Source organism: Streptomyces virginiae (assembly GCF_041432505.1).
GTDB lineage: Bacteria > Actinomycetota > Actinomycetes > Streptomycetales > Streptomycetaceae > Streptomyces > Streptomyces virginiae_A.
In genome coordinates this window covers 2,760,272-2,781,010 of sequence record NZ_CP107871.1, presented here as the reverse complement: position 1 = coordinate 2,781,010, position 20,739 = coordinate 2,760,272, and the positions used below count along the sequence as shown (strand labels likewise).

Here is a 20,739-nt window from a genome sequence, read left to right as displayed (position 1 = left end):
CCTGGTACGGGGGCCGGCCCCGCGCACCCCGGACCGGCCCGCCGGGTGGCCCAGCGGGCCCCCGGCCGCGACAGTGGGGGCGTGACGGCAGGCGAAGGCGCGGGCAAGCGGCCCGGCAAGGCGCACATCGAGGCGCACGGCGAGGGCAATGGATCGCAGAGCGCGGAGATCAGCACACGGCTGAACTGGCTGCGGGCGGGTGTGCTCGGCGCGAACGACGGGATCATCTCCACCGCGGGCCTGGTGGTCGGTATGGCGGGAGCCACCACCTCGCGCTCGGCGATCCTGGCGGCGGGTGTCGCCGGGTTGCTGGCGGGCTCGCTGTCGATGGCGGCGGGGGAGTACGTCTCCGTCAGCTCGCAGCGGGACTCCGAGAAGGCCGCACTGGACCTGGAGCGCCGGGAACTGGCCGAGGAGCCGGAGGCGGAACTCGACGAACTCACCGATCTGCTCGCCGAGCGGGGGCTCAGCCGGGACGTGGCCCGGGAGGCCGCCGAGCAGCTGACGGAGCGGGACGCGTTGCGGGCTCACGCCCGGGTGGAGCTCGGGATCAACCCCGACGAGCTGGCGAACCCGTGGCACGCCGCCTTCGCCAGTCTCGTCGCGTTCACGGTAGGGGCGCTGCTGCCGCTGCTGGCGATCATCCTGCCGGGGCCGTCGCAGCGGGTGCCGGTGACGGTGGTGGCGGTGCTGGCCGCGCTGACGCTGTGCGGGGTGATCAGCGCCCGGCTGGGCGGGGCGCCGGTGCCGAGGGCGGTCGCCCGCAACGTCCTGGGTGGCGCCCTCGCCATGGCGGTCACCTACACGGTGGGCACGTGGCTCGGCACGACCACCTGACCGGGGCTCCGCCCCGGACCCCGCGCCGTGTGGTGACGTCCGCCCGGGTACGCGCGTCCCACGAAGGACAACGACGCGCCCCGAACCGGCCGAGCACAGCGCAGCGACCCGGCAGGATGGGGCCATGCGGATTGCTGTGACCGGGGCGACCGGACTCATCGGAAGCGCACTCGTGCGGTCCCTGCGGGCGGACGGGCACGAGGTGGTGCGGTTCGTGCGGAGGGAGCCCGTCGGGGCGGACGAGGCGCGGTGGGATCCGGCGCGCGGGTACGTGGATCCCGCCGGTCTGGCCGGCTGCGGGGCCGTCGTGCACCTGGCCGGGGCCGGGGTCGGGGACCACCGGTGGACGGCCGCGTACAAGAGGGAGATCCGTGACAGCCGGGTGCTCGGCACCGCCGCGCTCGCGCACGCCCTCGCCGCCCTCGACGCGCCGCCCGCCGTCCTGGTCAGCGGTTCGGCCGTCGGCTACTACGGGGACACCGGCGACCGGGCCGTCGACGAGGACGCCCCCGCCGGGCAGGGGTTCCTGCCCTCGGTCTGTGTGGAGTGGGAGGCGGCCACCGCCTCCGCCCAGGAGGCCGGGATCCGGACCGCGTTCGCCCGTACCGGGCTGGTCGTCGCCCGTGACGGCGGGGCCTGGGGGCGGATGTTCCCCCTCTTCCGCGCCGGGGTCGGCGGCCGGCTCGGCAACGGCCGCCAGTACTGGTCGTACATCTCCCTCCGCGACGAGGTGGCGGCCCTGCGGCACATCATCGACACCCCGGGCCTGTCCGGCCCGGTCAACCTGACCGCCCCGGAGCCGCTGACCAACCGCCAGGTCACCGAGGCCATGTCCCGGGTGCTGCGCCGGCCCGCGGTGCTGCCCGTGCCGGCCGTGGCCCTGCGCGTCGTGCTGGGGGAGTTCGCCGAGGACGTGCTGGGCAGTCAACGGGCCCGGCCCGCGCGGCTGCTGGGGTCCGGCTTCGTCTTCCGTGACCCCGGCATCGAGCAGGCGATCCGCGCCGCGCTCTGAGATCCGTGTGCGACCACCGTGCGACCGTTTGTGACCCGTATGCGACCGCTGTGCGACCGGAGTTGACCGCAATACCCCGCCGAACTCGGGTTCCCCTTTAACCGGTTGGGGGAAGGAGGATCCCCACACAGCCGCGCCGACCTCGGGGAGGGGCACGTGCTCAGCAGCGCACACCATGCCGCACACCATGCGGACGTCGTCATCGTAGGAGCCGGAGTCTCAGGACTCGCGGCAGCGCAGCACCTGATCGCCGCCGGAGTCACGGTCACCGTCCTGGAAGCCGCGGACGACCCCGGCGGGCGGATGGCCACCGAGTCCGTCGACGGGTTCCGGCTCGACCGGATCGGCCAACTGCTCAACACCGCGTACCCGGAGCTCGAACGCACCCCGGGCCTGCGGGCCCTGACCCTGCGCCCCTTCACACCGGGCGTCCTCGTCCACACCGACGGGAAACAGTTGCGGGTCGGGGTCCTCACCCCGGCCCGGGCCCTGGCCAGCCGCTCCCTCGACCAGGCCCGGATCAGCGCCGCCCTCGGCCGGTTCGCCACCCTGCCCGAGGAGAAGCTCCTCGCCCGTCCCGAACGCACCGCGCACGCCGCCCTGCGCTCCCGCGGGCTGCCGACACGCACCCTGAACGGGGCGCTCCGCCCCTTGCTCGCCACCCTGCTGCGCGACCCGGAGCTCACCACCTCCAGCCGGGTCGCCGACCTCGCCCTGCGCACCTTCGCCCGCGGCCGGCTCGCCGTGCCCGAGGGCGGCGCGGCGGCCCTGCCCGAGGTGCTCGCCGCCGCCCTGCCCCCCGGCACCGTACGCACCGGGGTCCGGGTCCGATCGGTGGCCACCAACCTGGTCACCACCGAGGAACACGGCGACTTCCGCTGCCGTTCCGTCCTCCTGGCCACCGGGGCCCGCGCCGCCGCCGAGCTCCTGCCCGGCCTGCGCGTGCCCGCCTTCCACGAGGTCACCGTCCTGCACCACGCCACCACCGCACCCCTGTCCCGGGACGGCACGCTGCTCCTGGACGGGGACCCCAACTGGCCCGTCTCCCACACGGCCGTCATGAGCGCGGTCGACCCGACCCGGGCCCCGGCCGGCCGGAGCCTGGTCACCACCACCGTGCTCGGCCCGCCCCCACCGGCGCGCACGGTCGCCGCACGACTGGCCCGGCTCTACGACACCCCCACCCGTGAGTGGGAACTCCTGGCCGTCCACCACACCCCGGAGGCGGTCCCCGCGATGCCCCCGCCGCACGACATGAGCCGTCCCGTACGGGTACTGGCCGGGCTGTACGTGTGCGGCGACCACCGCGACACCAACACCGTCCAAGGAGCCCTGCACTCGGCCCGCCGCGCCGCCGGCGCCGTCCTGCGCGACTTCGGAATCCCGCTCCCGGTCGCCCCGGAGCCCGCACTCCCGGTGGCGGCCTGAGAACACCTGACGACGCCGGCGGGGCCCCTGCTCCCGCCTCGCCGGCGTGCCGGGCGCGCGATCCGGGCCCCCGCGGCCGGCCCGCGGGGTCACGACAAGGCCGCCACCCGGTCCCGGTAGGTCCGCACCGCCGAGGCGTCCCGGTACGGCTCCAGCCGCCGCTCGAAGTCCCGTACGTACTCCACCGCCCGCACCGAGCGCATCTCCATCGCCTGCTGCGCCGCCTCCGCGCCCAGCGCGCACGCCTGGTCCAGCTCGCCCAGCCCCAGCCGGGCCGTGGCCAGCACCACCCGGCAGAACAGCCGGGACCGGGCGTACCCGGGCCCCCGCAGCTGCAGGGACCGCTCCGCGTGCTGCGCCGAGGCCCGGTACTGCTGGAGATCCCGGTGGCAGTGCCCGAACTCGTCCGCCAACTGCGCCTCGTCGAAGAACCGCGCCCAGTGCGGTACGTCGTCCCCCGGCCGGGCCGCGCCCAGCGCGCGTTCCGCCCGCACCAGGGAGGCGGTCGAGGCCCGCACCTCGCCGAGGACCGCGTGTCCGCGCGCCTCCGCCGAATGGAGCAGTGCCTGCACCACGGGCGGCGGCCCGGAGCCGACGCCCTGCTGGGCCACCCGGGCCAGCTGCACGGCCTCCCGACCGTGGCCGAGGTAGACCGCCTGCCGACTCATGGTGACCAGCACGTACGAGCCGTACGGCCGGTCCCCGGCCGCCTGCGCCAGCCGTAGCGCCTGCACGAAGTAGCGCTGGGCCAGCCCGTGCGCGGCGATGTCGTACGAGGTCCAGCCCGCGAGCCGGGTCAGATCGGCGGCGGCCGAGAACAACCGCCGCCCGGTGGTCTCCCCGTAGGTCCCGCGGAGCATCGGCTCGGCCTCGTGCTCCAGATAGCGCACCAGGGCCTGGCGGGCGTGCCCGCCGCCGTACGCCTGGTCCAGGGTCCGGAACAGCTCGCTCACCGATCTGAGCGCCGCGATGTCCCCGCTGGTCACGCGCTGCCCGGGGCCGCGGTCGATCTGCCGCTGCCGGGGCACCGAGGCCCGCCCCTGCAGCGGGACGCGGGCCGTGGCGGGCTCCGCGCCCCGGCCGACCCGCTCGTCGGCCCGCCCGATCAGCCAGTCCCGGCTGGGCACGATCAGCCCGGCCGGGGTGAAGGCGATCTTCCGGAGCTCGGCGTGCGAGCCGGAGTCCTTGCGCCACAGCCCGCTCGCGATGTCCACGGCCTCCTCCGGGGTGGCCGCGAACTCCAGCCCGGCGTACACGGGCGCGCAGGCGTCCAGGCCCAGGTCCTGGGCCGAGAGGCGGCGTCCGAGGCGGCGGGTGAAGACCTCGGCGATCAGCGCGGGCGTGGTGCCGCGGGGCTGCTGGCCGCGCAGCCACCGGGTCACGGAGGTCTTGTCGTACCGCAGATCGAGACCGTGCTCCAGGCCGAGCTGGTCGACGCGGCGGGCGAGACCGGCATTGGAGAACCCGGCTTCCGCGATCAGCGCCGCGAGCTGCCGGTTGGGGACGCGCTGGGCAGGTCGTTCCGTCATCGGCTCCACGGTTTCCTGACGTGACGGACCGGGGTCCCGGCCCTGTGAACGGCGTGAATGTAGCGGCGAACTTCGCCGATGCCGCCCTCTCTGCCCCACATTCATCCGATCGTGTGCAGAATGCGTAGGGCCCTTTACGGACCCGACCCCTCCGCCCGCGTACGCTGCGGGCCATGACCCCTCGGCCCCACAGGGCGCACCTCCCCGAGGAGCGAACCGAATCCACCGCCCCGCTGCCCCCGCCCGAACTGACCGAGGCGGAGTGCCGCCGCTGCGGCACCTACATCGCGGGGCTGGACGGCCGGTACGCGTGCGGGGTGTGCGGCTGGGTCAACGACCACTCGGAGGGCCACCGGCGGCTGCCGCGCGCGGACGAGGACCCGGACCGGCCGGCCAAGGGACGGCGTCGGCCGAAGCAGCTGCCGGGACCCCCGCCGGAGCCCGAGTCGGAGCCTGGATCGGGGCCCGAGCCGGGGCCCTGAAGGGGTTCGGGACGGTCGCCGTACCCTTGCTCAGTGAGGTACGTGCACACAGCAGGTTCAACGAGGAGGCGCTGCGGTGGCTGAGCTTGGGTTTGTCCATCTGGGCTTCGGACCGGAATCCGTCGAGTACACCCAGGCCTGGGAAGAACAGCGCCGGGTGCACGCGGCCCGCTTCGCGGACGAGATCGAGGACACCTGCCTGCTGCTGGAGCACCTGCCGGTCTACACGGCGGGTCGGCGCACCGACCCCAGTGAGCGCCCGCTCGACGGCACCCCCGTCGTCGACGTGGACCGCGGCGGCAAGATCACCTGGCACGGCCCGGGTCAGCTGGTCGGTTACCCGATCATGAAGCTGCCCCGCCCCGTGGACGTGGTCGCCCACGTCCGCCGCCTCGAAGAGGCCCTGATCCGTACCGCCGCCGAGTTCGGCCTGGAGACCACCCGCGTCGAGGGCCGCTCCGGGGTGTGGGTCCTGGGCGACCCCGTCGAGGAGCGTCCGAAGATCGGCGGGCTGTCGCTGGAGTTCGACCCCCGGCTGCACGACGAGGAGTTCGACGCGCGGCTGAACGGTCCCGAGTACGCCCCGTCCAACGCCGGCCAGCGCCGCGAGGACCGCAAGCTCGCCGCCATCGGCATCCGGGTCGCCAAGGGCGTCACCATGCACGGCTTCGCGATCAACGTGAATCCGGACAGCACCTGGTTCGACCGGATCATCCCGTGCGGGATCCGGGACGCCGGTGTGACCTCGCTCTCGTACGAACTGGGGCGGGAGATCACCATCGCCGAGGTACTTCCGGTGGCAGAACGGCACCTGAAGGATGTACTGGAGCACGCGGAGCTGCGGCCCCGCGAAATCGAGCCGGCCGTGGGTTCCTAGCCCCCGGGAATGAGACCGGCCGCCCGCAGGTTGGCCGACGTAAGAGCGTATGAAATTACGGGCGTACCCTGGTGGGCGCCGAACAATCGAAGTCACAGGGAGCCGGTCGTGTCCGCAGTCGCACCCGACGGACGCAAGATGCTGCGCCTGGAGGTCCGTAACGCCCAGACCCCCATCGAGCGCAAGCCCGAGTGGATCAAGACCCGGGCGAAGATGGGTCCCGAGTACACCAAGATGCAGGCCCTGGTGAAGGGCGAAGGACTGCACACGGTGTGCCAGGAAGCCGGTTGTCCGAACATCTACGAATGCTGGGAGGACCGCGAGGCCACCTTCCTCATCGGTGGTGACCAGTGCACCCGGCGCTGTGACTTCTGCCAGATCGACACGGGCAAGCCCGAGGCGCTGGACCGTGACGAGCCGCGGCGCGTCGGCGAGTCCGTGGTCACGATGGACCTGAACTACGCCACCATCACGGGCGTCGCGCGCGACGACCTGGCCGACGGCGGCGCCTGGCTGTACGCGGAGACCGTGCGCCAGATCCACCAGCAGACGGCGGGCCGCGAGACCGGCCACACCAAGGTCGAGCTGCTGGCCCCCGACTTCAACGCGGTCCCGGAGCTGCTGGAGGAGGTCTTCGCCTCCCGCCCCGAGGTCTTCGCGCACAACGTCGAGACCGTGCCCCGCATCTTCAAGCGGATCCGCCCCGGCTTCCGCTACGAGCGCTCGCTCGACGTGATCCGGCAGGCCCGCGCCTACGGCCTGGTCACCAAGTCGAACCTGATCCTCGGCATGGGCGAGGAGCGCGAGGAGGTCTCGCAGGCTCTCAAGGAGCTGCACGAGGCCGGCTGCGAGCTCATCACCATCACCCAGTACCTGCGGCCCTCGCCGCGGCACCACCCCGTCGAGCGCTGGGTGAAGCCGGCCGAGTTCGTCGAGCTGGCGAAGGAGGCCGAGGAGATCGGCTTCTCCGGTGTGATGTCCGGCCCGCTGGTCCGGTCGTCGTATCGGGCCGGTCGTCTCTACCAGCAGGCGATGGAGAAGCGCGCGTCGGTCTGATCGTCCGAGCGCCGAGCGTGTGAAGTCGCGCACAAAGCGTTACTAACGGGTAACACCGCATCGACGCGGCCCCTAGGCTCTTCCCTGAGGAAGAGTCCGGTGGGCCGCGTCAGTGTTTGCAACGTGTACATCACATTTGACCGACCGGTCACGCCCTGGTAACACCAGTCAGTGACGCTTGGTCCACGCACCGCACACACCGCTCGCATCACGCCGACGCGAGCATCGTGAAAGGGATCGACATCATGCAGGCCGCGCCCGTACGCGCCATTGCCATCCCGACGCTCTCCGACGCCTTCCGGGGCATCGAGTCCCTGCTGATGAGCGGGGCCCGCCGCAACGCCTGGACGGCGGTCCTGGAGGACCGCAAGAGGGCCAAGGATCGGGTCGAAACCGAACACGTACTTGAGGCCGCGGCTACCCGAACCCCGCAGGCCACGTAAACTCGCTGTATGGCGAGGAAGTCAAACGCAGAGACTGCTGCGAACCCCGGGCGACTGAAGCAGATCGCCCTGACGTACAAGATGACGCGCAAGGCGGACCCGAAGGTCGGTCTGATCGTCGCAGGCGTGGGCATCGTCACCTTCGGTGTCTTCCTCGCGATCGGCTTCTTGGTAGGGCACCAGTACTACCTGGGCATCCTGGGATTCCTTGTGGCGTTCCTCGCGATGGCGATCGTCTTCGGGCGACGGGCCGAGCGGGCTGCCTTCGGGCAGATGGAAGGCCAGCCGGGAGCGGCTGCGGCCGTGCTGGACAACGTGGGACGGGGCTGGACCACCACCCCCGCCGTCGCGATGACCCGGCAGCAGGACATCGTCCACCGTGCCGTCGGCAAGGCCGGCGTCGTGCTGATCGCCGAGGGCAACCCGAACCGGGTGAAGCCGCTGCTCGCGAACGAGAAGAAGAAGCTGGCCCGGATCATGCCGGACGTGCCGGTCCACGACTTCATCGTGGGTACGGGCGAGGGCGAGGTGCCGCTCAAGAAGGTGCGCACCACGCTGCTCAAGCTGCCGCGCGTACTGACCGGCCCGCAGATCACCGCGATCAACGACAAGCTGCGCGCCATGGGTGACCTCATGAGCAACATGCCGCTGCCGAAGGGCCCCATGCCGAAGGGCATGAAGATGCCGCGCGGCGGAAAGATGCGCTGACCAGCTCACCTGATTTTCGTATACGACACAGGGGTGCCCCCCGAGCCCGAGGCTCGGGGGGCACCCCTGTGTCGTACCGCGTGCGTGGAAGTTCTAGATGCGGACCTGGACGGCGCGGGCGAGCCGGTCGTGCAGGCCGCGGCCGTCGCGGTCCCAGATGAGCGCCGGGATGACCAGGGCCAGCAGCAGCGTGCGCAGCACCACACGGACGATGCCGAGGCGGCCGCCGGACTCCGACATCACCCGGAGGCCCAGGATCCGCTTGCCGGGGGTGAAGCCCACGGTGCCCACCGTCAGGATGGTGAGGGCCACGAAGAGCGCGAGGGTCCAGTCGCCCGTCGCGGTCAGGTCGCCGCCGGTGATCAGCCCGTAGGCAATCAGCTGGCAGCCGATCCAGTCGATCGCGACGGCGCCGAGCCGACGCCCGAAACGTGCCACCGAGCCGGGCCCCTGCTGGGGCAGGCCGAGCCGCTGACCCGGATAGCCGAAGTCGACACCCATCTCCTCGGCGGCCGCGCGGGGGCCGGAGAGCCAGGATCCGATTGCCTGTCTGTTGTCCACCCGAACACGGTACCCGTGGCGCCGCACGGCCCTCCGGCCGGACCCTGGTTAACTTGTGCGAAACAAATGGGTCATGCTTGGGAAATCCCGTCTGCTTATGGTCGGGTCAGCGTGCGGCACCGCACTGACGCACCACGAGCTATAAAGCCCGTCCCTGCCCCGGGGTCGGGAGTAGGAGGAGTTGGATGTTCAAGAACGCCGACGAAGTGAAGCAGTACATCGAGGAGAACGACGTCAAGTTCGTCGACGTCCGCTTCTGTGACCTGCCTGGTGTGATGCAGCACTTCACCATCCCGGCGCGAGCGTTCGACCCGGCGGAGGAGCTCGCCTTCGACGGATCCTCGATCCGCGGCTTCCAGGCGATCCACGAGTCCGACATGGCGCTGCGTGCCGACATCACCACCGCGCGTCTGGACCCGTTCCGCAAGGACAAGACGCTCAACATCAACTTCTTCATCCACGACCCGATCACGGGTGAGGCCTACAGCCGCGACCCGCGCAACATCGCGAAGAAGGCCGAGGCGTACCTCGCCTCCACCGGCATCGCCGACACCGCGTTCTTCGGCCCCGAGGCCGAGTTCTACGTGTTCGACAGCGTGCGCTTCGCGACCTCCGCGAACGAGGGCTTCTACCACATCGACTCCGAGGCCGGCGCCTGGAACACGGGCTCCGAGGAGAACAACCGTGGTTACAAGGTCCGCTACAAGGGTGGTTACTTCCCCGTAGCCCCGGTCGACCACTTCGCCGACCTGCGCGCCGAGATCTCCCTCGAGCTGGACGCCCAGGGCCTCCAGGTCGAGCGTCAGCACCACGAGGTCGGCACCGGTGGCCAGGCCGAGATCAACTACAAGTTCAACACGCTGCTGGCCGCGGCCGACGACCTGATGCTCTTCAAGTACATCGTGAAGAACGTCGCCTGGCGCAACGGCAAGACCGCGACCTTCATGCCGAAGCCGATCTTCGGTGACAACGGCTCGGGCATGCACGTGCACCAGTCGCTGTGGGCGAACGGCGACCCGCTGTTCTACGACGAGGCCGGCTACGCGGGCCTCTCGGACACCGCCCGCTACTACATCGGCGGCATCCTCAAGCACGCCCCGTCGCTGCTGGCCTTCACCAACCCGACGGTGAACTCCTACCACCGCCTGGTGCCGGGCTTCGAGGCGCCGGTCAACATGGTGTACTCGCAGCGCAACCGCTCCGCCGCCATGCGCATCCCGATCACGGGCTCGAACCCGAAGGCCAAGCGCGTCGAGTTCCGCGCTCCGGACCCGTCCTCGAACCCGTACCTCGCCTTCTCGGCGCTGCTGCTCGCGGGCCTCGACGGCATCAAGAACAAGATCGAGCCGATGGAGCCGATCGACAAGGACCTCTACGAGCTCTCGCCCGACGAGCACGCGAGCGTCCCGCAGGTCCCGACCAGCCTCGAGGACGTCCTCAAGGCGCTGGAGGCGGACCACGAGTACCTCCTGGCCGGCGGTGTCTTCACCCCCGACCTGATCGAGACCTGGATCGACTACAAGCGCACGCACGAGATCGCCCCGATCGCGCTGCGTCCGCACCCGCACGAGTTCGAGCTCTACTTCGACCTCTAAAAAGCCTGATGGGAGGCCCCCCGCCACTCTCTTCGGAGAGCGGCGGGGGGCCTTTCCGCTTTGACAGGGCCGCATGGGCGAGTGAGGGTGGAAATGACCTAAAAGCCCAATAAGCGAGACACGTGCGGAGGTGCATGAGAATGCGCCGTAAGATCGTTGCGGCAGCCATGGCGGGCGCCGCGGGAATCGCGATAGGTCTGCTGCCCGTCGCCAGCGCGTCGGCCTCGGTCGTCGCCGGGAATGGTGGTGGCGGCGGCAACGGTGGCTACGACTGCTGGCGCTACCCCTCGAACCGCTCCGACGCCCGGTGGAACGTCTGCTGCGACCGCGACTGGCGCAACCGTCCGAGCTGGTGCTGGGACCAGGGCGGCGTCGGCGGATACAACGACAACTGGCGCGACGACGGCTACTGGCGCGACAACAACCGGCACGACTCGAACTGGTCGAACTGGAACGACTCCGGTCGCGGTGGCAACGGTGACTGGGGCTACCACGACGACTGGGGCAACGGTCGGGGCGGCAACGGTGGTGACTGGGGCAACGGTCGTGGTGGTGACGGCGGCGACGGCGGCGGCAACTGGGGTGGCGGCGGCGGTAACGGCGGCGACGGTGGCGGCGGCAACTGGGGTGGTGGCGGCGGCGGTAACGGCGGCGACGGCGGCGGCGGCAACTGGGGCGGCGGAGGAGGGGGCGGCGGTGGCGGTGGCGGCGGCTGGGGTGGTGGTCGCTGAGCCCCACCCGTACCCGTAGGACCGCGAGCCCGACCCATGTGATCGGATGCGATGCCCCTGCTCCTCCCCTAGCGGAGGAGCAGGGGCATCGCCCCTGTCAGGTCCCGCAGGCAGCGGACCGCGAGCTCCGCGGGTGAGCCCGGCCCCGACACCGGCGCGTCCGTCGTCGACCACAGCTCCAGCGCGACGCGGATCGCGTCCGTGGCCGCCGCCGCGAGCAGACGTACCTCCAGCGGGTCGGCCTCCGGACCCACCAGCCGGGAGATCACCGGGACCAGGCGCTCCTCGGAGTCCTGGTTCACGCGGTACCAGACCCCGCGCAGGGCCGGATCGTCCGCCGCCGCGCGCAGCAGGCCGCGCGTCACCTCCAGGCCCTCCTCGACCGCCTGCTGCCCGCTCAGCGAGCGGGTGACCGCGCGTTCCAGGGCCTCGTCCAGCGGCGTGCCGGGGTCCTCCTCGGCGAGCAGCGCGCGCCAGGCGTCACCGCCGCCCGCCAGCAGCGGGGCCACCGCCTCCTGCTTGTTGCGGAAGTAGCGGTAGAAGGTGCGCAGCGCCACCCCCGCCCGGTGGGCGATGTCCTCGGCGGTGGTGCCGTCGGGGCCGTGTTCGGCGAACAGATCGCAGGCCGCGCGGGCGATGTCGAGCTGGGTGGCGGCCTTGCGGCGCTCGGTCAGCGACTGGGCTCCGGGGCCGGCCTGGGGAGAGTACGGACGAGGGGATCTCACGGGTGAAGCGTACCCCTCGCCAACCTCGGCGATTGCATTCTTTGTCGTCATGGCAAAACGTGCCATTGCTTGGGTACGCTCGCGCCATGAACCGTTACGAAGGACGTCGCGTCCTCATCACCGGCGGTGGCTCCGGCATCGGCCAGGCCACCGTCCACCGCATCCTCGCCGAGGGCGGCCGGGTCCACACCGTGGACGTCGACGAGGCCGGCCTGAAGGCCACCGCCGACCGGGCGGCCGCAGAGGGTCACGAAGACCGGCTCACCACCGCGCTCCTCGACATATCCGACGAGAACGCCGTCAAGGAGGGTGTGGCCGCTGCGGTCGGCGCCCTCGGCGGGCTCGACGTACTCGTCAACGCCGCCGGCATCCTGCGCTCCGAGCACACCCACCGGACCACCCTCGACCTCTGGAACCAGGTCATCGGGGTCAACCTCACCGGCACGTTCCTGATGATCCGCGAGTCCCTTCCGGCACTGCTCGCGGGCGACCGGCCGGCCGTCGTGAACTTCAGTTCCACCTCGGCGTCCTTCGCCCACCCCTACATGTCCGCCTACGCGGCCAGCAAGGGCGGCATCCAGTCCATGACGCACGCGCTGGCCGCCGAGTACAGCAAGCAGGGCCTGCGCTTCGTCAGCGTCGCACCCGGCTCCATCGAGTCCGGGATGACCACCGGCACCGGCCCCGGCCTGCCGGAGGACACCGACTGGTCCCTCTTCACCAAGCTGGCCCCGGCCCTCGGCCAGGGCTTTGCCGGCCCGCAGACCGTCGCCGGCGTCGTCGCCATGCTCGGCTCCGAGGACGGTGCGTTCATTACCGGTACGGAGATCCGCATCGACGGCGGCACGCACTACTGATCAGCCGCGGAACCGGTCCCACAGCCGGGGGAAGCGCTCCGCCAGCACGGCTTCGTTCTCGAAGTCCAGCGGGGCGCCCTCCGGCTCGGCCGCCTGCAGCGGGACGCCCAGATCCGGCGCCACCGCCCCGGTCAGCTGCTCGTACGCCTCGTCGGCCGCGTACCCGAGCTCCTCGCCGTCCCCGTCGATCTCCTCGTCGAAGGCGCCCAGGAGCTCCGCCAGCTGGTCCGGATCGTGCACCCCGCCCTCGAACACCTCCCGCCCCTGGCCGATCAGCCAGCAGCGGAAGTAGTCGAAGGCGTCATCGCTCGCCCCGTCGAGCAGCACCCAGGCCGCACCCCACAGGTCCCAGGTGTACGCCCGGTTGTACCGGGACTCGAAGTGCCGGGCGAAGTCGAGGACGGAGTCCGGGTCGAGAGTGGCGAGCCGCTCCACGAGCAGCTCGGCGTGTTCCTCGGGGTCGCCGTCGGCGGCCTCGCGGGTACGGTCGACGATCTCCCAGAACTCCGTCTCGTCCATCACCGCTCCAGCATCACGGGTGCGCCCCCGCGCCGCCACCGCTCGTACGGCGAAAGGCCGGTGTCCGACCCCCGCGGGGGTCGGACACCGGCCTTTCGGCTGTCACTCGGAGCCTCAGAGGCCGTAGCGCTCCCGGGCCTCCTTGACGGCGGACGCCGGCACCTCGCCGCGGCGGGCGAGCTGGGCCAGCGCGGCCACCACGATCGACTGGGCGTCGACACCGAAGTGGCGGCGGGCGCCCTCACGGGTGTCGGACAGACCGAAGCCGTCCGTACCGAGCGAGGTGTAGTCCTGCTCCACCCACTGGCTGATCTGGTCCGGGACCTGACGCATCCAGTCGGAGACGGCGAGCACCGGGCTGGTGACGCCCTCCAGCGCGCGGGTGACGTACGGGGTGCGGACCTCGCCGCGCAGCAGCGCCTCGTCGCACTCCAGCGCGTCGCGCCGCAGCTCGCCCCAGGAGGTGGCGGACCAGACGTCGGCGGCCACGTTCCACTCGGCGGCGAGGAGCTTCTGCGCCTCCAGGATCCAGTGGATCGCGGTACCCGAGGCCATCAGCTGGATCTTCGCGGCGTCGGCGGCCGGGGCCGCCTCCGCCAGGTCCGCCGCCGTGTTGAAGCGGTACAGGCCCTTGAGGATGCCCTCTTCGACGCCCTCCGGCATCGCCGGCTGCACCTTCGGCTCGTTGTAGACCGTGAGGTAGTAGAAGACGTCCTCGGGCTGCTCGCCGTACATGCGGCGCAGACCGTCCTTGACGATCACCGCGATCTCGTACGCGAAGGCCGGGTCGTAGTTCAGCGACGCCGGGTTCGTGGACGCGATCAGGTGCGAGTGGCCGTCCGCGTGCTGCAGGCCCTCACCGGTCAGGGTCGTGCGACCGGCGGTGGCGCCGACGATGAAGCCCTTGCCGAGCTGGTCGGCGAGCTGCCACATCTGGTCGGCGGTGCGCTGCCAGCCGAACATCGAGTAGAAGATGTAGAACGGGATCATCGGCTCGCCGTGCGTCGCGTACGACGTGCAGGCGGCGATGAAGTCGGCCATGGCGCCGGCCTCGGTGATCCCCTCGTTGAGGATCTGCCCGTCCTTGGCTTCCTTGTAGTACATGAGCTGGTCGCGGTCGACCGGCTCGTACGTCTGGCCCAGCGGCGAGTAGATGCCGGCCGACGGGAAGAGGGACTCCATACCGAAGGTACGGGCCTCGTCGGGGACGATCGGCACCCAGCGCTTGCCGGTCTCCTTGTCCCGCATCAGGTCCTTGACGAGCCGGACGAAGGCCATGGTGGTGGCCATCTCCTGCTTGCCGGAGCCCTTGAGCAGCGGGGCGAAGGACCGGTCCGCCGGGGCGGGCAGGGCCACGTGCCGGACCTTGCGGGCCGGGGCCGGACCGCCGAGCGCCGCACGGCGCTCGTTCAGGTACTGCACCTCGGGGCTGTTCGCGCCCGGGTGACCGTACGGGACCTGGCCGTCGGCGAAGGCGCTGTCGGGGATCGGGAGGCCAAGGAGGTCACGCATGTCCTTGAACTCGTCGATCGTCAGCTTCTTCATCTGGTGGTTCGCGTTCTTCGACTCGAACCCGGCACCCAGCGTGTAGCCCTTGACGGTCTGCGCGAGGATGACCGTCGGCGCGCCCTTGTGCTCCAGGGCGGCCTTGTACGCGGCGTAGACCTTGCGGGGCTCGTGGCCGCCGCGGGAGCTGTGGAAGCACTCGGCGATCTTCGCGTCGGAGAGCAGGGCGCCGAGGGCGACGAGCTCGGCGTTGGCGCCGAAGAAGTGCTGGCGGATGTAGGCCACGTCGCGGGTCGCGTACGTCTGGAACTGCGCGTCCGGTACCTCGCGCAGGCGGCGTACGAGGGCGCCCGTGGTGTCGAGCTGGAACAGCTCGTCCCAGGCGGAGCCCCACAGCGACTTGATGACGTTCCAGCCGGCACCGCGGAACTGGGCCTCCAGCTCCTGGACCACGCGGAAGTTGGCGCGGACCGGACCGTCGAGGCGCTGCAGGTTGCAGTTGATGACGAAGGTCAGGTTGTCGAGCTGCTCGCGGGAGGCGAGGGCCAGGGCGGCGGTCGACTCGGGCTCGTCCATCTCGCCGTCGCCCAGGAAGGCCCAGACGTGCGAGTTCGCGGTGTCCTTGATGCTCCGGTTCTGCAGGTAGCGGTTGAACCGCGCCTGGTAGATCGCGGAGAGCGGGCCGAGGCCCATGGACACCGTCGGGAACTCCCACAGCCACGGCAGGCGCCGCGGGTGCGGGTAGGACGGCAGGCCGTTGCCGCCGGACTCCTGGCGGAAGTTGTCGAGCTGCTGCTCGGAGATCCGGCCGTCGAGGAAGGCGCGGGCGTAGATGCCGGGGGAGGCGTGGCCCTGGATGTAGAGCTGGTCGCCCGATCCGTCGGCCTCCTTCCCGCGGAAGAAGTGCTGGAAGCCGGTCTCGTAGAGCCACGCGGCGGAGGCGAAGGTGGCGATGTGGCCACCGACGCCGTACTTGGAGCCGCGGGTCACCATGGCGGCCGCGTTCCAGCGGTTCCATGCGGTGATCTTGGCTTCCATCTCCTCGTCACCGGGGAACTCGGGCTCCGCGGCGGTCGGGATGGTGTTGACGTAGTCCGTCTCCAGCAGCTTCGGCAGGGCGAGGCCGGCGGCCTCGGCGTGCTGGAGCGTGCGGCGGAGCAGGTATTCGGCGCGGCGCGTACCGGCGGCCTGTGCGACGGCGTCGAGGGAGGCCGCCCATTCGGCGGTCTCCTCGGTGTCGCGATCCGGGAGCTGGTCGAGCTCGCTCGGAAGCTTTCCTACGGGGTCGGACATTGCTGTGCGCCGCCTTCCGGACAAAGGAGAGGTGGTGAAAAAATCCCTGACGGGCAGGACAGGGTCGGTGGACCTGGTTGAGGTCCGCGACGACTGTAAATCGCTGATCGATGATCGATCAAATAAAAGTGACAATGAAACGTCCATCCGGCGAAAGTCGGCACCGCGTGCCAGAGAAAAAGGCACGCGGTGCCGGGCAAACGCGGACAAACGGGCCCACCCTCAGTCGATCAAGCGCGCGGGGCGCACCCCAGGACATGCCGCTTCACGAGCAGACCGATGTCCGGATCCTGACTGCGGAACGCCTCGACGAGAGCCTCGTGCTCCTCCGCGTACGACTTCTGGACGGTCCCCAGCCAGCGGATGGACAGCGCCGTGAACACCTCGATGCCCAGGCTCTCCCAGGTGTGCAGCAGCACGCTGTTCCCGGCGGCCCGCACCATCTCCCGGTGGAACCCGACGGTGTGCCGCACCTGCGCGGTCCCGTCCTCGGTCCGGTCGGCCTCCCACAGCGCCGCCACGTGCGGCTCCAGCGCCGAGCAGTCGCTCGCCAGCCGCGGCGCGGCCAGTTCGGCCGCGATCTGCTCCAGACCGGCCCGGACCGGGTAGATCTCCTCCAGGTCGGCCGCGGAGAGGTTCCGTACGCGCACGCCCTTGTTCGGCGCCGACTCGATCAGCCGCAGCGTCTCCAGCTCGCGCAGGGCCTCCCGTACGGGGGTCTGGCTGACCTCCAGCTCCACGGCGATCCGCCGCTCGACGATCCGCTCGCCGGGCTTCCAGCGCCCGCTGACGATCCCCTCCACGATGTGCTCGCGGATCTGCTCGCGCAGCGAGTGCACGACGGGTGGGGTGATCATCGGGGCTTCATCTCCTGTGGGGCGCGCAGGGGGGTGATGCGTAGACAATACGGCCGAGTAGCCCCCACCGGATGCGTTCCTGACCGGGGACGCCGGGTGAGGCTGGTTACAACAGGCCCCGGACCAGGCCTCCCAGGGGCGTAAGACGACGGCGCCCCCGCCCGGAGGGTGTTCCGGGCGAGGGCGCCGTGTGCGACAGCCGGGGCTGTGCGGTGAGCCTTACAGGCCGAGCTCGACCTCGAACTCGCCGGCCTCGAGGATCGCCTTGACGGCCGAGAGGTACCGGGCCGCGTCCGCGCCGTCCACCAGGCGGTGGTCGTAGGACAGGGTCAGGTACGTCATGTCGCGGATGCCGATGTTCGTGCCCTCGGCGGTCTCGATGACCACCGGGCGCTTCACCGTGGCACCGATGCCCAGGATGGCGACCTGGTTCGGGGGCACGATGACCGTGTCGAACAGCGCACCGCGCGAGCCGGTGTTGCTGATGGTGAAGGTCGCACCCGACAGCTCGTCCGGCGTGATCTTGTTGCCGCGGACCTTGGCGGCCAGGTCGGCGGTCGCCTTGGAGATGCCCGCCAGGTTGAGGTCACCGGCACCCTTGATGACCGGGGTCATCAGGCCCTTCTCGGAGTCCACGGCGATGCCGATGTTCTCCGAGTCGAAGTAGGTGATGGTGCCCTCGTCCTCGTTGATCCGGGCGTTGACGACCGCGTGGGCCTTCAGCGCCTGGGCAGCGGCCTTGACGAAGAACGGCATCGGCGAGAGCTTGACGCCCTCACGGGCCAGGAACGCGCCCTTGGCCTTCTCGCGCAGCTTCATGATCTTGGTGATGTCCACCTCGACCACGGAGCTGAGCTGAGCCTGCGAGTGCAGGGCCTTCATCATGTTGTCGCCGATGACCTTGCGCATGCGGGTCATCTTGACCGTCTGACCGCGCAGCTCGGACACCGCGGCGGCCGGAGCCTTCGCGGCCGGAGCGGCGGCGGCCGGCGCCGGGGCGGCGGCAGCGGCCTTGGCGGCCTCGGCGGCGGCCAGGACGTCCTGCTTGCGGATACGGCCACCGACACCGGTGCCCGAGACCGTGGACAGGTTGACGCCGGACTCCGAGGCGAGCTTGCGCACCAGCGGGGTCACGTACGCGGCCTCGTCACCGGCGGACGCCGGAGCGGCGGCCGGAGCCGGGGCGACGGGGGCGACCGGGGCCGGAGCGGCCACCGGGGCGGCGGCCTGGACCGGAGCCGGAGCGGCGACCGGAGCGGCCGGGGCGACCGGAGCCGGAGCGGCGACCGGAGCGGCCGGAGCGGCCGGAGCCGGAGCAGCCGGGGCCGGAGCGGCCTCGGGGGCCGGGGCGGCAGCCGGAGCCGGGGCGGCCGGAGCGGCACCCGCGGCGCCGATGACGGCCAGGACGGCGCCGACCTCGGCGGTCTCGTCCTCGTTGATCCGGATCTCCAGCAGCGTGCCGGAGACCGGCGCGGGGATCTCGGTGTCGACCTTGTCCGTGGAGACCTCGAGCAGCGGCTCGTCGGCCTCGACGGACTCGCCGACCTGCTTCAGCCAGCGGGTGACGGTGCCCTCGGTGACGGACTCGCCCAGGGCGGGGAGCACGACATCGGTGCCGGACGCGGCCGGAGCGGCGGCAGCCTCGGCGGGGGCCTCGGCGGCGGGAGCCGGGGCCGCGGGGGCCTCGGCGACCGGAGCCGGAGCGGCAGCGGGGGCCTCGGCGGCGGCCGGCTCGGCGGCCGGAGCCTCGGCAGCGGCCGGAGCGCCGGAGCCGTCGTCGATGACGGCCAGCTCGGCGCCGACCTCGACGGTCTCGTCCTCGGCGACCTTGATGGAGGCCAGGATGCCCGACACGGGGGAGGGGATCTCGGTGTCGACCTTGTCGGTCGAGACCTCGAGCAGCGGCTCGTCGGCCTCGACGCGCTCGCCCTCGGCCTTCAGCCAGCGGGTGACAGTGCCCTCGGTGACGCTCTCACCGAGCGCCGGAAGGGTTACGGAAACCGACATGGTTTCAGTTGCTCCTAACGAAAGTGCGGAAGTGGTCGTCGCGCCCGTGACGAATTAGTCGTGGGAGTGAAGCGGCTTGCCGGCCAGGGCCAGGTGGGCCTCGCCCATCGCTTCGTTCTGGGTCGGGTGCGCGTGGATGAGCTGCGCGACCTCGGCCGGCAGAGCTTCCCAGTTGTAGATCAGCTGGGCCTCGCCGACCTGCTCGCCCATCCGGTCACCGACCATGTGGACGCCGACCACGGCACCATCCTTGACCTGGACGAGCTTGATCTCGCCCGCGGTCTTGAGGATCTTGCTCTTGCCGTTGCCAGCCAGGTTGTACTTCAGGGCCACGACCTTGTCCGCGCCGTAGATCTCCTTGGCCTTGGCCTCGGTGATGCCGACGGAAGCGACCTCGGGGTGGCAGTAGGTGACGCGCGGGACACCGTCGTAGTCGATCGGCACGGCCTTGAGACCGGCCAGACGCTCTGCGACCAGGATGCCCTCGGCGAAGCCGACGTGCGCGAGCTGGAGGGTGGGGACGAGGTCACCGACGGCCGAGATGGTCGGCACGTTGGTCTGCATGTACTCGTCGACCAGGACGTAGCCGCGGTCCATCGCGACGCCCTGCTCCTCGTAGCCCAGACCCTGCGAGACGGGGCCGCGACCGACCGCGACCAGCAGCACCTCGGCCTCGAAGGTCTTGCCGTCGACCAGCGTCACGCGGACGCCGTTCTCCGTGTACTCGGCCTTGTCGAAGAAGGTGCCCAGGTTGAACTTGATGCCGCGCTTGCGGAACGCGCGCTCCAGCAGCTTCGAGCTGTTCTCGTCCTCGACCGGCACGAGGTGCTTGAGGCCCTCGATGACGGTGATGTCGGAGCCGAAGGACTTCCACGCCGAGGCGAACTCGACGCCGATGACGCCGCCACCCAGGACGATCGCCGACTCGGGGACGCGGTCCAGGACCAGCGCGTGGTCCGAGGAGATGATGCGGTTGCCGTCGATGTTCAGGCCCGGCAGCGACTTCGGCACGGAGCCGGTCGCCAGCAGGATGTGGCGGCCCTGGATGCGCCGGCCGTTCACGTCGACGGAAGTCGGGGAGGAGAGGCGACCCTCTCCCTCGATGTAGGTCACCTTGCGGGAGGCGACCAGACCCTGCAGACCCTTGTACAGGCCCGAGATGACCTCGTCCTTGTACTTGTGGACACCCGCGATGTCGATTCCCTCGAAGGAGGTCTTGACACCGAACTGGGCGGCTTCACGCGCCTGGTCCGCGATCTCGCCCGCGTGCAGCAGAGCCTTCGTGGGGATGCAGCCGTTGTGCAGGCAGGTGCCGCCGAGCTTGTTCTTCTCGATCAGGGCAACGTCCAGACCCAGCTGGGATGCGCGCAGCGCCGCGGCGTAACCGCCACTGCCACCGCCGAGGATCACTAGGTCGAAAACGGTGCTGGCGTCGTTCGCCACGTCACGTCCTCCATGCATGTGCGCCGGGCACCGGTCCTCAGTGACCGGGCGGCGGCTGGTATACGGCCGCTTGTTTCTTCGGCCCTGTGGTGGGGGCCCTGTCCTGCCGAGAACCCATCTTCGCATTTGTCGGGGGAACACGGGACGCCGGGCCCACGATGTGATCGGGCGATCAGCCCGGACCGAGGGTTACCTGTGCGTAGGTACCTACCGAGATACCTACCGATTCCTTCAGGTTTCGTCGTGAGACGGACGCGGACGGCGCGAAGACGC

General features: G+C 70.9%; 19 protein-coding genes. 11 read left to right on the top strand and 8 right to left on the bottom strand.

Annotated features, from left to right (window positions below; translation table 11 throughout):
- Positions 1-81: 81 nt before the first annotated feature.
- The 3 genes from OG624_RS13015 (at position 82) to OG624_RS13005 (ending at position 3,277) form a co-directional block, all read left to right on the top strand.
- Positions 82-837 (top strand): VIT1/CCC1 transporter family protein, encoded by a 756-nt coding sequence (locus OG624_RS13015; RefSeq protein WP_078909385.1) that lies wholly within the window; start codon positions 82-84, stop codon positions 835-837.
- Between the two features lie 124 nt (positions 838-961).
- Positions 962-1,849 carry a TIGR01777 family oxidoreductase gene (locus tag OG624_RS13010; protein ID WP_033221952.1) on the top strand — a complete coding sequence of 296 codons (888 nt, stop codon included), beginning with the start codon at positions 962-964 and terminating at the stop codon, positions 1,847-1,849.
- Positions 1,850-2,005: 156 nt separating this feature from the next.
- Positions 2,006-3,277, top strand: coding sequence for an NAD(P)/FAD-dependent oxidoreductase (locus tag OG624_RS13005; RefSeq protein ID WP_033221950.1), 1,272 nt, complete (start codon positions 2,006-2,008; stop codon positions 3,275-3,277).
- An 89-nt stretch (positions 3,278-3,366) separates the two neighbouring features.
- Here the strand turns inward: OG624_RS13005 and OG624_RS13000 are convergent, their stop codons facing one another.
- A complete protein-coding gene (locus OG624_RS13000; RefSeq protein ID WP_033221948.1) occupies positions 3,367-4,806 on the bottom strand; it encodes a hypothetical protein in 1,440 nt (479 codons plus the stop codon).
- Positions 4,807-4,979: 173 nt separating this feature from the next.
- On the opposite strand from OG624_RS13000, the gene OG624_RS12995 reads away from it, so the two are divergent.
- The 5 genes from OG624_RS12995 to OG624_RS12975 all read left to right on the top strand — a co-directional run bounded on the left by OG624_RS12995 (position 4,980) and on the right by OG624_RS12975 (position 8,372).
- On the top strand, positions 4,980-5,288 hold the full coding sequence (locus OG624_RS12995) for a hypothetical protein (RefSeq protein ID WP_033221946.1): 309 nt from the start codon (positions 4,980-4,982) through the stop codon (positions 5,286-5,288).
- 76 nt (positions 5,289-5,364) lie between these two features.
- Positions 5,365-6,165, top strand: coding sequence for a lipoyl(octanoyl) transferase LipB (gene lipB / locus OG624_RS12990; protein ID WP_033221945.1), 801 nt, complete (start codon positions 5,365-5,367; stop codon positions 6,163-6,165).
- 108 nt (positions 6,166-6,273) lie between these two features.
- Positions 6,274-7,221 carry a lipoyl synthase gene (gene lipA, locus OG624_RS12985; protein ID WP_033221944.1) on the top strand — a complete coding sequence of 316 codons (948 nt, stop codon included), beginning with the start codon at positions 6,274-6,276 and terminating at the stop codon, positions 7,219-7,221.
- Positions 7,222-7,466: 245 nt separating this feature from the next.
- Positions 7,467-7,664: an SCO2195 family GlnR-regulated protein gene (locus OG624_RS12980; RefSeq protein WP_030010916.1), complete on the top strand. Its 198-nt coding sequence runs from the start codon at positions 7,467-7,469 to the stop codon at positions 7,662-7,664.
- A 9-nt stretch (positions 7,665-7,673) separates the two neighbouring features.
- Complete coding sequence (locus OG624_RS12975) at positions 7,674-8,372, top strand: DUF4191 domain-containing protein (RefSeq protein ID WP_033221942.1); 699 nt, start codon at positions 7,674-7,676, stop codon at positions 8,370-8,372.
- Positions 8,373-8,465: 93 nt separating this feature from the next.
- Here OG624_RS12975 and OG624_RS12970 read toward each other — a convergent pair whose 3' ends face one another.
- The gene (locus tag OG624_RS12970; RefSeq protein ID WP_033221939.1) at positions 8,466-8,933 is read right to left on the bottom strand and encodes an RDD family protein; all 468 of its coding nucleotides are present in this window, start codon (positions 8,931-8,933) and stop codon (positions 8,466-8,468) included.
- 185 nt (positions 8,934-9,118) lie between these two features.
- On the opposite strand from OG624_RS12970, the gene glnA reads away from it, so the two are divergent.
- On the top strand, positions 9,119-10,528 hold the full coding sequence (gene glnA, locus OG624_RS12965; protein WP_030731027.1) for a type I glutamate--ammonia ligase: 1,410 nt from the start codon (positions 9,119-9,121) through the stop codon (positions 10,526-10,528).
- Between the two features lie 140 nt (positions 10,529-10,668).
- Positions 10,669-11,259, top strand: coding sequence for a hypothetical protein (locus OG624_RS12960; RefSeq protein WP_326747903.1), 591 nt, complete (start codon positions 10,669-10,671; stop codon positions 11,257-11,259).
- 68 nt (positions 11,260-11,327) lie between these two features.
- Here the strand turns inward: OG624_RS12960 and OG624_RS12955 are convergent, their stop codons facing one another.
- Positions 11,328-11,984: a TetR/AcrR family transcriptional regulator gene (locus OG624_RS12955; protein ID WP_033221936.1), complete on the bottom strand. Its 657-nt coding sequence runs from the start codon at positions 11,982-11,984 to the stop codon at positions 11,328-11,330.
- An 86-nt stretch (positions 11,985-12,070) separates the two neighbouring features.
- Between OG624_RS12955 and OG624_RS12950 the strand changes: the two genes are divergently transcribed.
- On the top strand, positions 12,071-12,841 hold the full coding sequence (locus OG624_RS12950; RefSeq protein WP_033221935.1) for an SDR family NAD(P)-dependent oxidoreductase: 771 nt from the start codon (positions 12,071-12,073) through the stop codon (positions 12,839-12,841).
- On the opposite strand, the gene OG624_RS12945 is transcribed toward OG624_RS12950, so the two are convergent.
- From OG624_RS12945 to lpdA, 5 genes are all read right to left on the bottom strand, one after another.
- Positions 12,842-13,360 (bottom strand): DUF4240 domain-containing protein, encoded by a 519-nt coding sequence (locus OG624_RS12945; RefSeq protein ID WP_033221934.1) that lies wholly within the window; start codon positions 13,358-13,360, stop codon positions 12,842-12,844. It abuts the gene before it with no gap.
- A 114-nt stretch (positions 13,361-13,474) separates the two neighbouring features.
- On the bottom strand, positions 13,475-16,159 hold the full coding sequence (aceE, locus tag OG624_RS12940) for a pyruvate dehydrogenase (acetyl-transferring), homodimeric type (RefSeq protein WP_033221933.1): 2,685 nt from the start codon (positions 16,157-16,159) through the stop codon (positions 13,475-13,477).
- Positions 16,160-16,389: 230 nt separating this feature from the next.
- A complete protein-coding gene (locus OG624_RS12935; RefSeq protein ID WP_030010631.1) occupies positions 16,390-17,013 on the bottom strand; it encodes a GntR family transcriptional regulator in 624 nt (207 codons plus the stop codon).
- Between the two features lie 222 nt (positions 17,014-17,235).
- The gene (gene sucB, locus OG624_RS12930; RefSeq protein WP_266357762.1) at positions 17,236-19,023 is read right to left on the bottom strand and encodes a 2-oxoglutarate dehydrogenase, E2 component, dihydrolipoamide succinyltransferase; all 1,788 of its coding nucleotides are present in this window, start codon (positions 19,021-19,023) and stop codon (positions 17,236-17,238) included.
- A 54-nt stretch (positions 19,024-19,077) separates the two neighbouring features.
- Positions 19,078-20,466 carry a dihydrolipoyl dehydrogenase gene (gene lpdA, locus OG624_RS12925; protein WP_030731050.1) on the bottom strand — a complete coding sequence of 463 codons (1,389 nt, stop codon included), beginning with the start codon at positions 20,464-20,466 and terminating at the stop codon, positions 19,078-19,080.
- Positions 20,467-20,739 lie beyond the last annotated feature (273 nt).

Bases quoted from the DNA above. Each gene is read 5' to 3' on its own strand.
- OG624_RS13010 (WP_033221952.1), top strand. From the start codon at position 962: ATGCGGATTGCTGTGACCGGGGCGACCGGACTCATCGGAAGCGCACTC.
- OG624_RS13000 (WP_033221948.1), bottom strand. From the start codon at position 4,806: ATGACGGAACGACCTGCCCAGCGCGTCCCCAACCGGCAGCTCGCGGCG.
- OG624_RS12995 (WP_033221946.1), top strand. From the start codon at position 4,980: ATGACCCCTCGGCCCCACAGGGCGCACCTCCCCGAGGAGCGAACCGAA.
- OG624_RS12980 (WP_030010916.1), top strand. From the start codon at position 7,467: ATGCAGGCCGCGCCCGTACGCGCCATTGCCATCCCGACGCTCTCCGAC.
- OG624_RS12975 (WP_033221942.1), top strand. From the start codon at position 7,674: ATGGCGAGGAAGTCAAACGCAGAGACTGCTGCGAACCCCGGGCGACTG.
- glnA (WP_030731027.1), top strand. From the start codon at position 9,119: ATGTTCAAGAACGCCGACGAAGTGAAGCAGTACATCGAGGAGAACGAC.
- OG624_RS12960 (WP_326747903.1), top strand. From the start codon at position 10,669: ATGCGCCGTAAGATCGTTGCGGCAGCCATGGCGGGCGCCGCGGGAATC.
- OG624_RS12950 (WP_033221935.1), top strand. From the start codon at position 12,071: ATGAACCGTTACGAAGGACGTCGCGTCCTCATCACCGGCGGTGGCTCC.
- OG624_RS12945 (WP_033221934.1), bottom strand. From the start codon at position 13,360: ATGGACGAGACGGAGTTCTGGGAGATCGTCGACCGTACCCGCGAGGCC.
- aceE (WP_033221933.1), bottom strand. From the start codon at position 16,159: ATGTCCGACCCCGTAGGAAAGCTTCCGAGCGAGCTCGACCAGCTCCCG.
- sucB (WP_266357762.1), bottom strand. From the start codon at position 19,023: ATGTCGGTTTCCGTAACCCTTCCGGCGCTCGGTGAGAGCGTCACCGAG.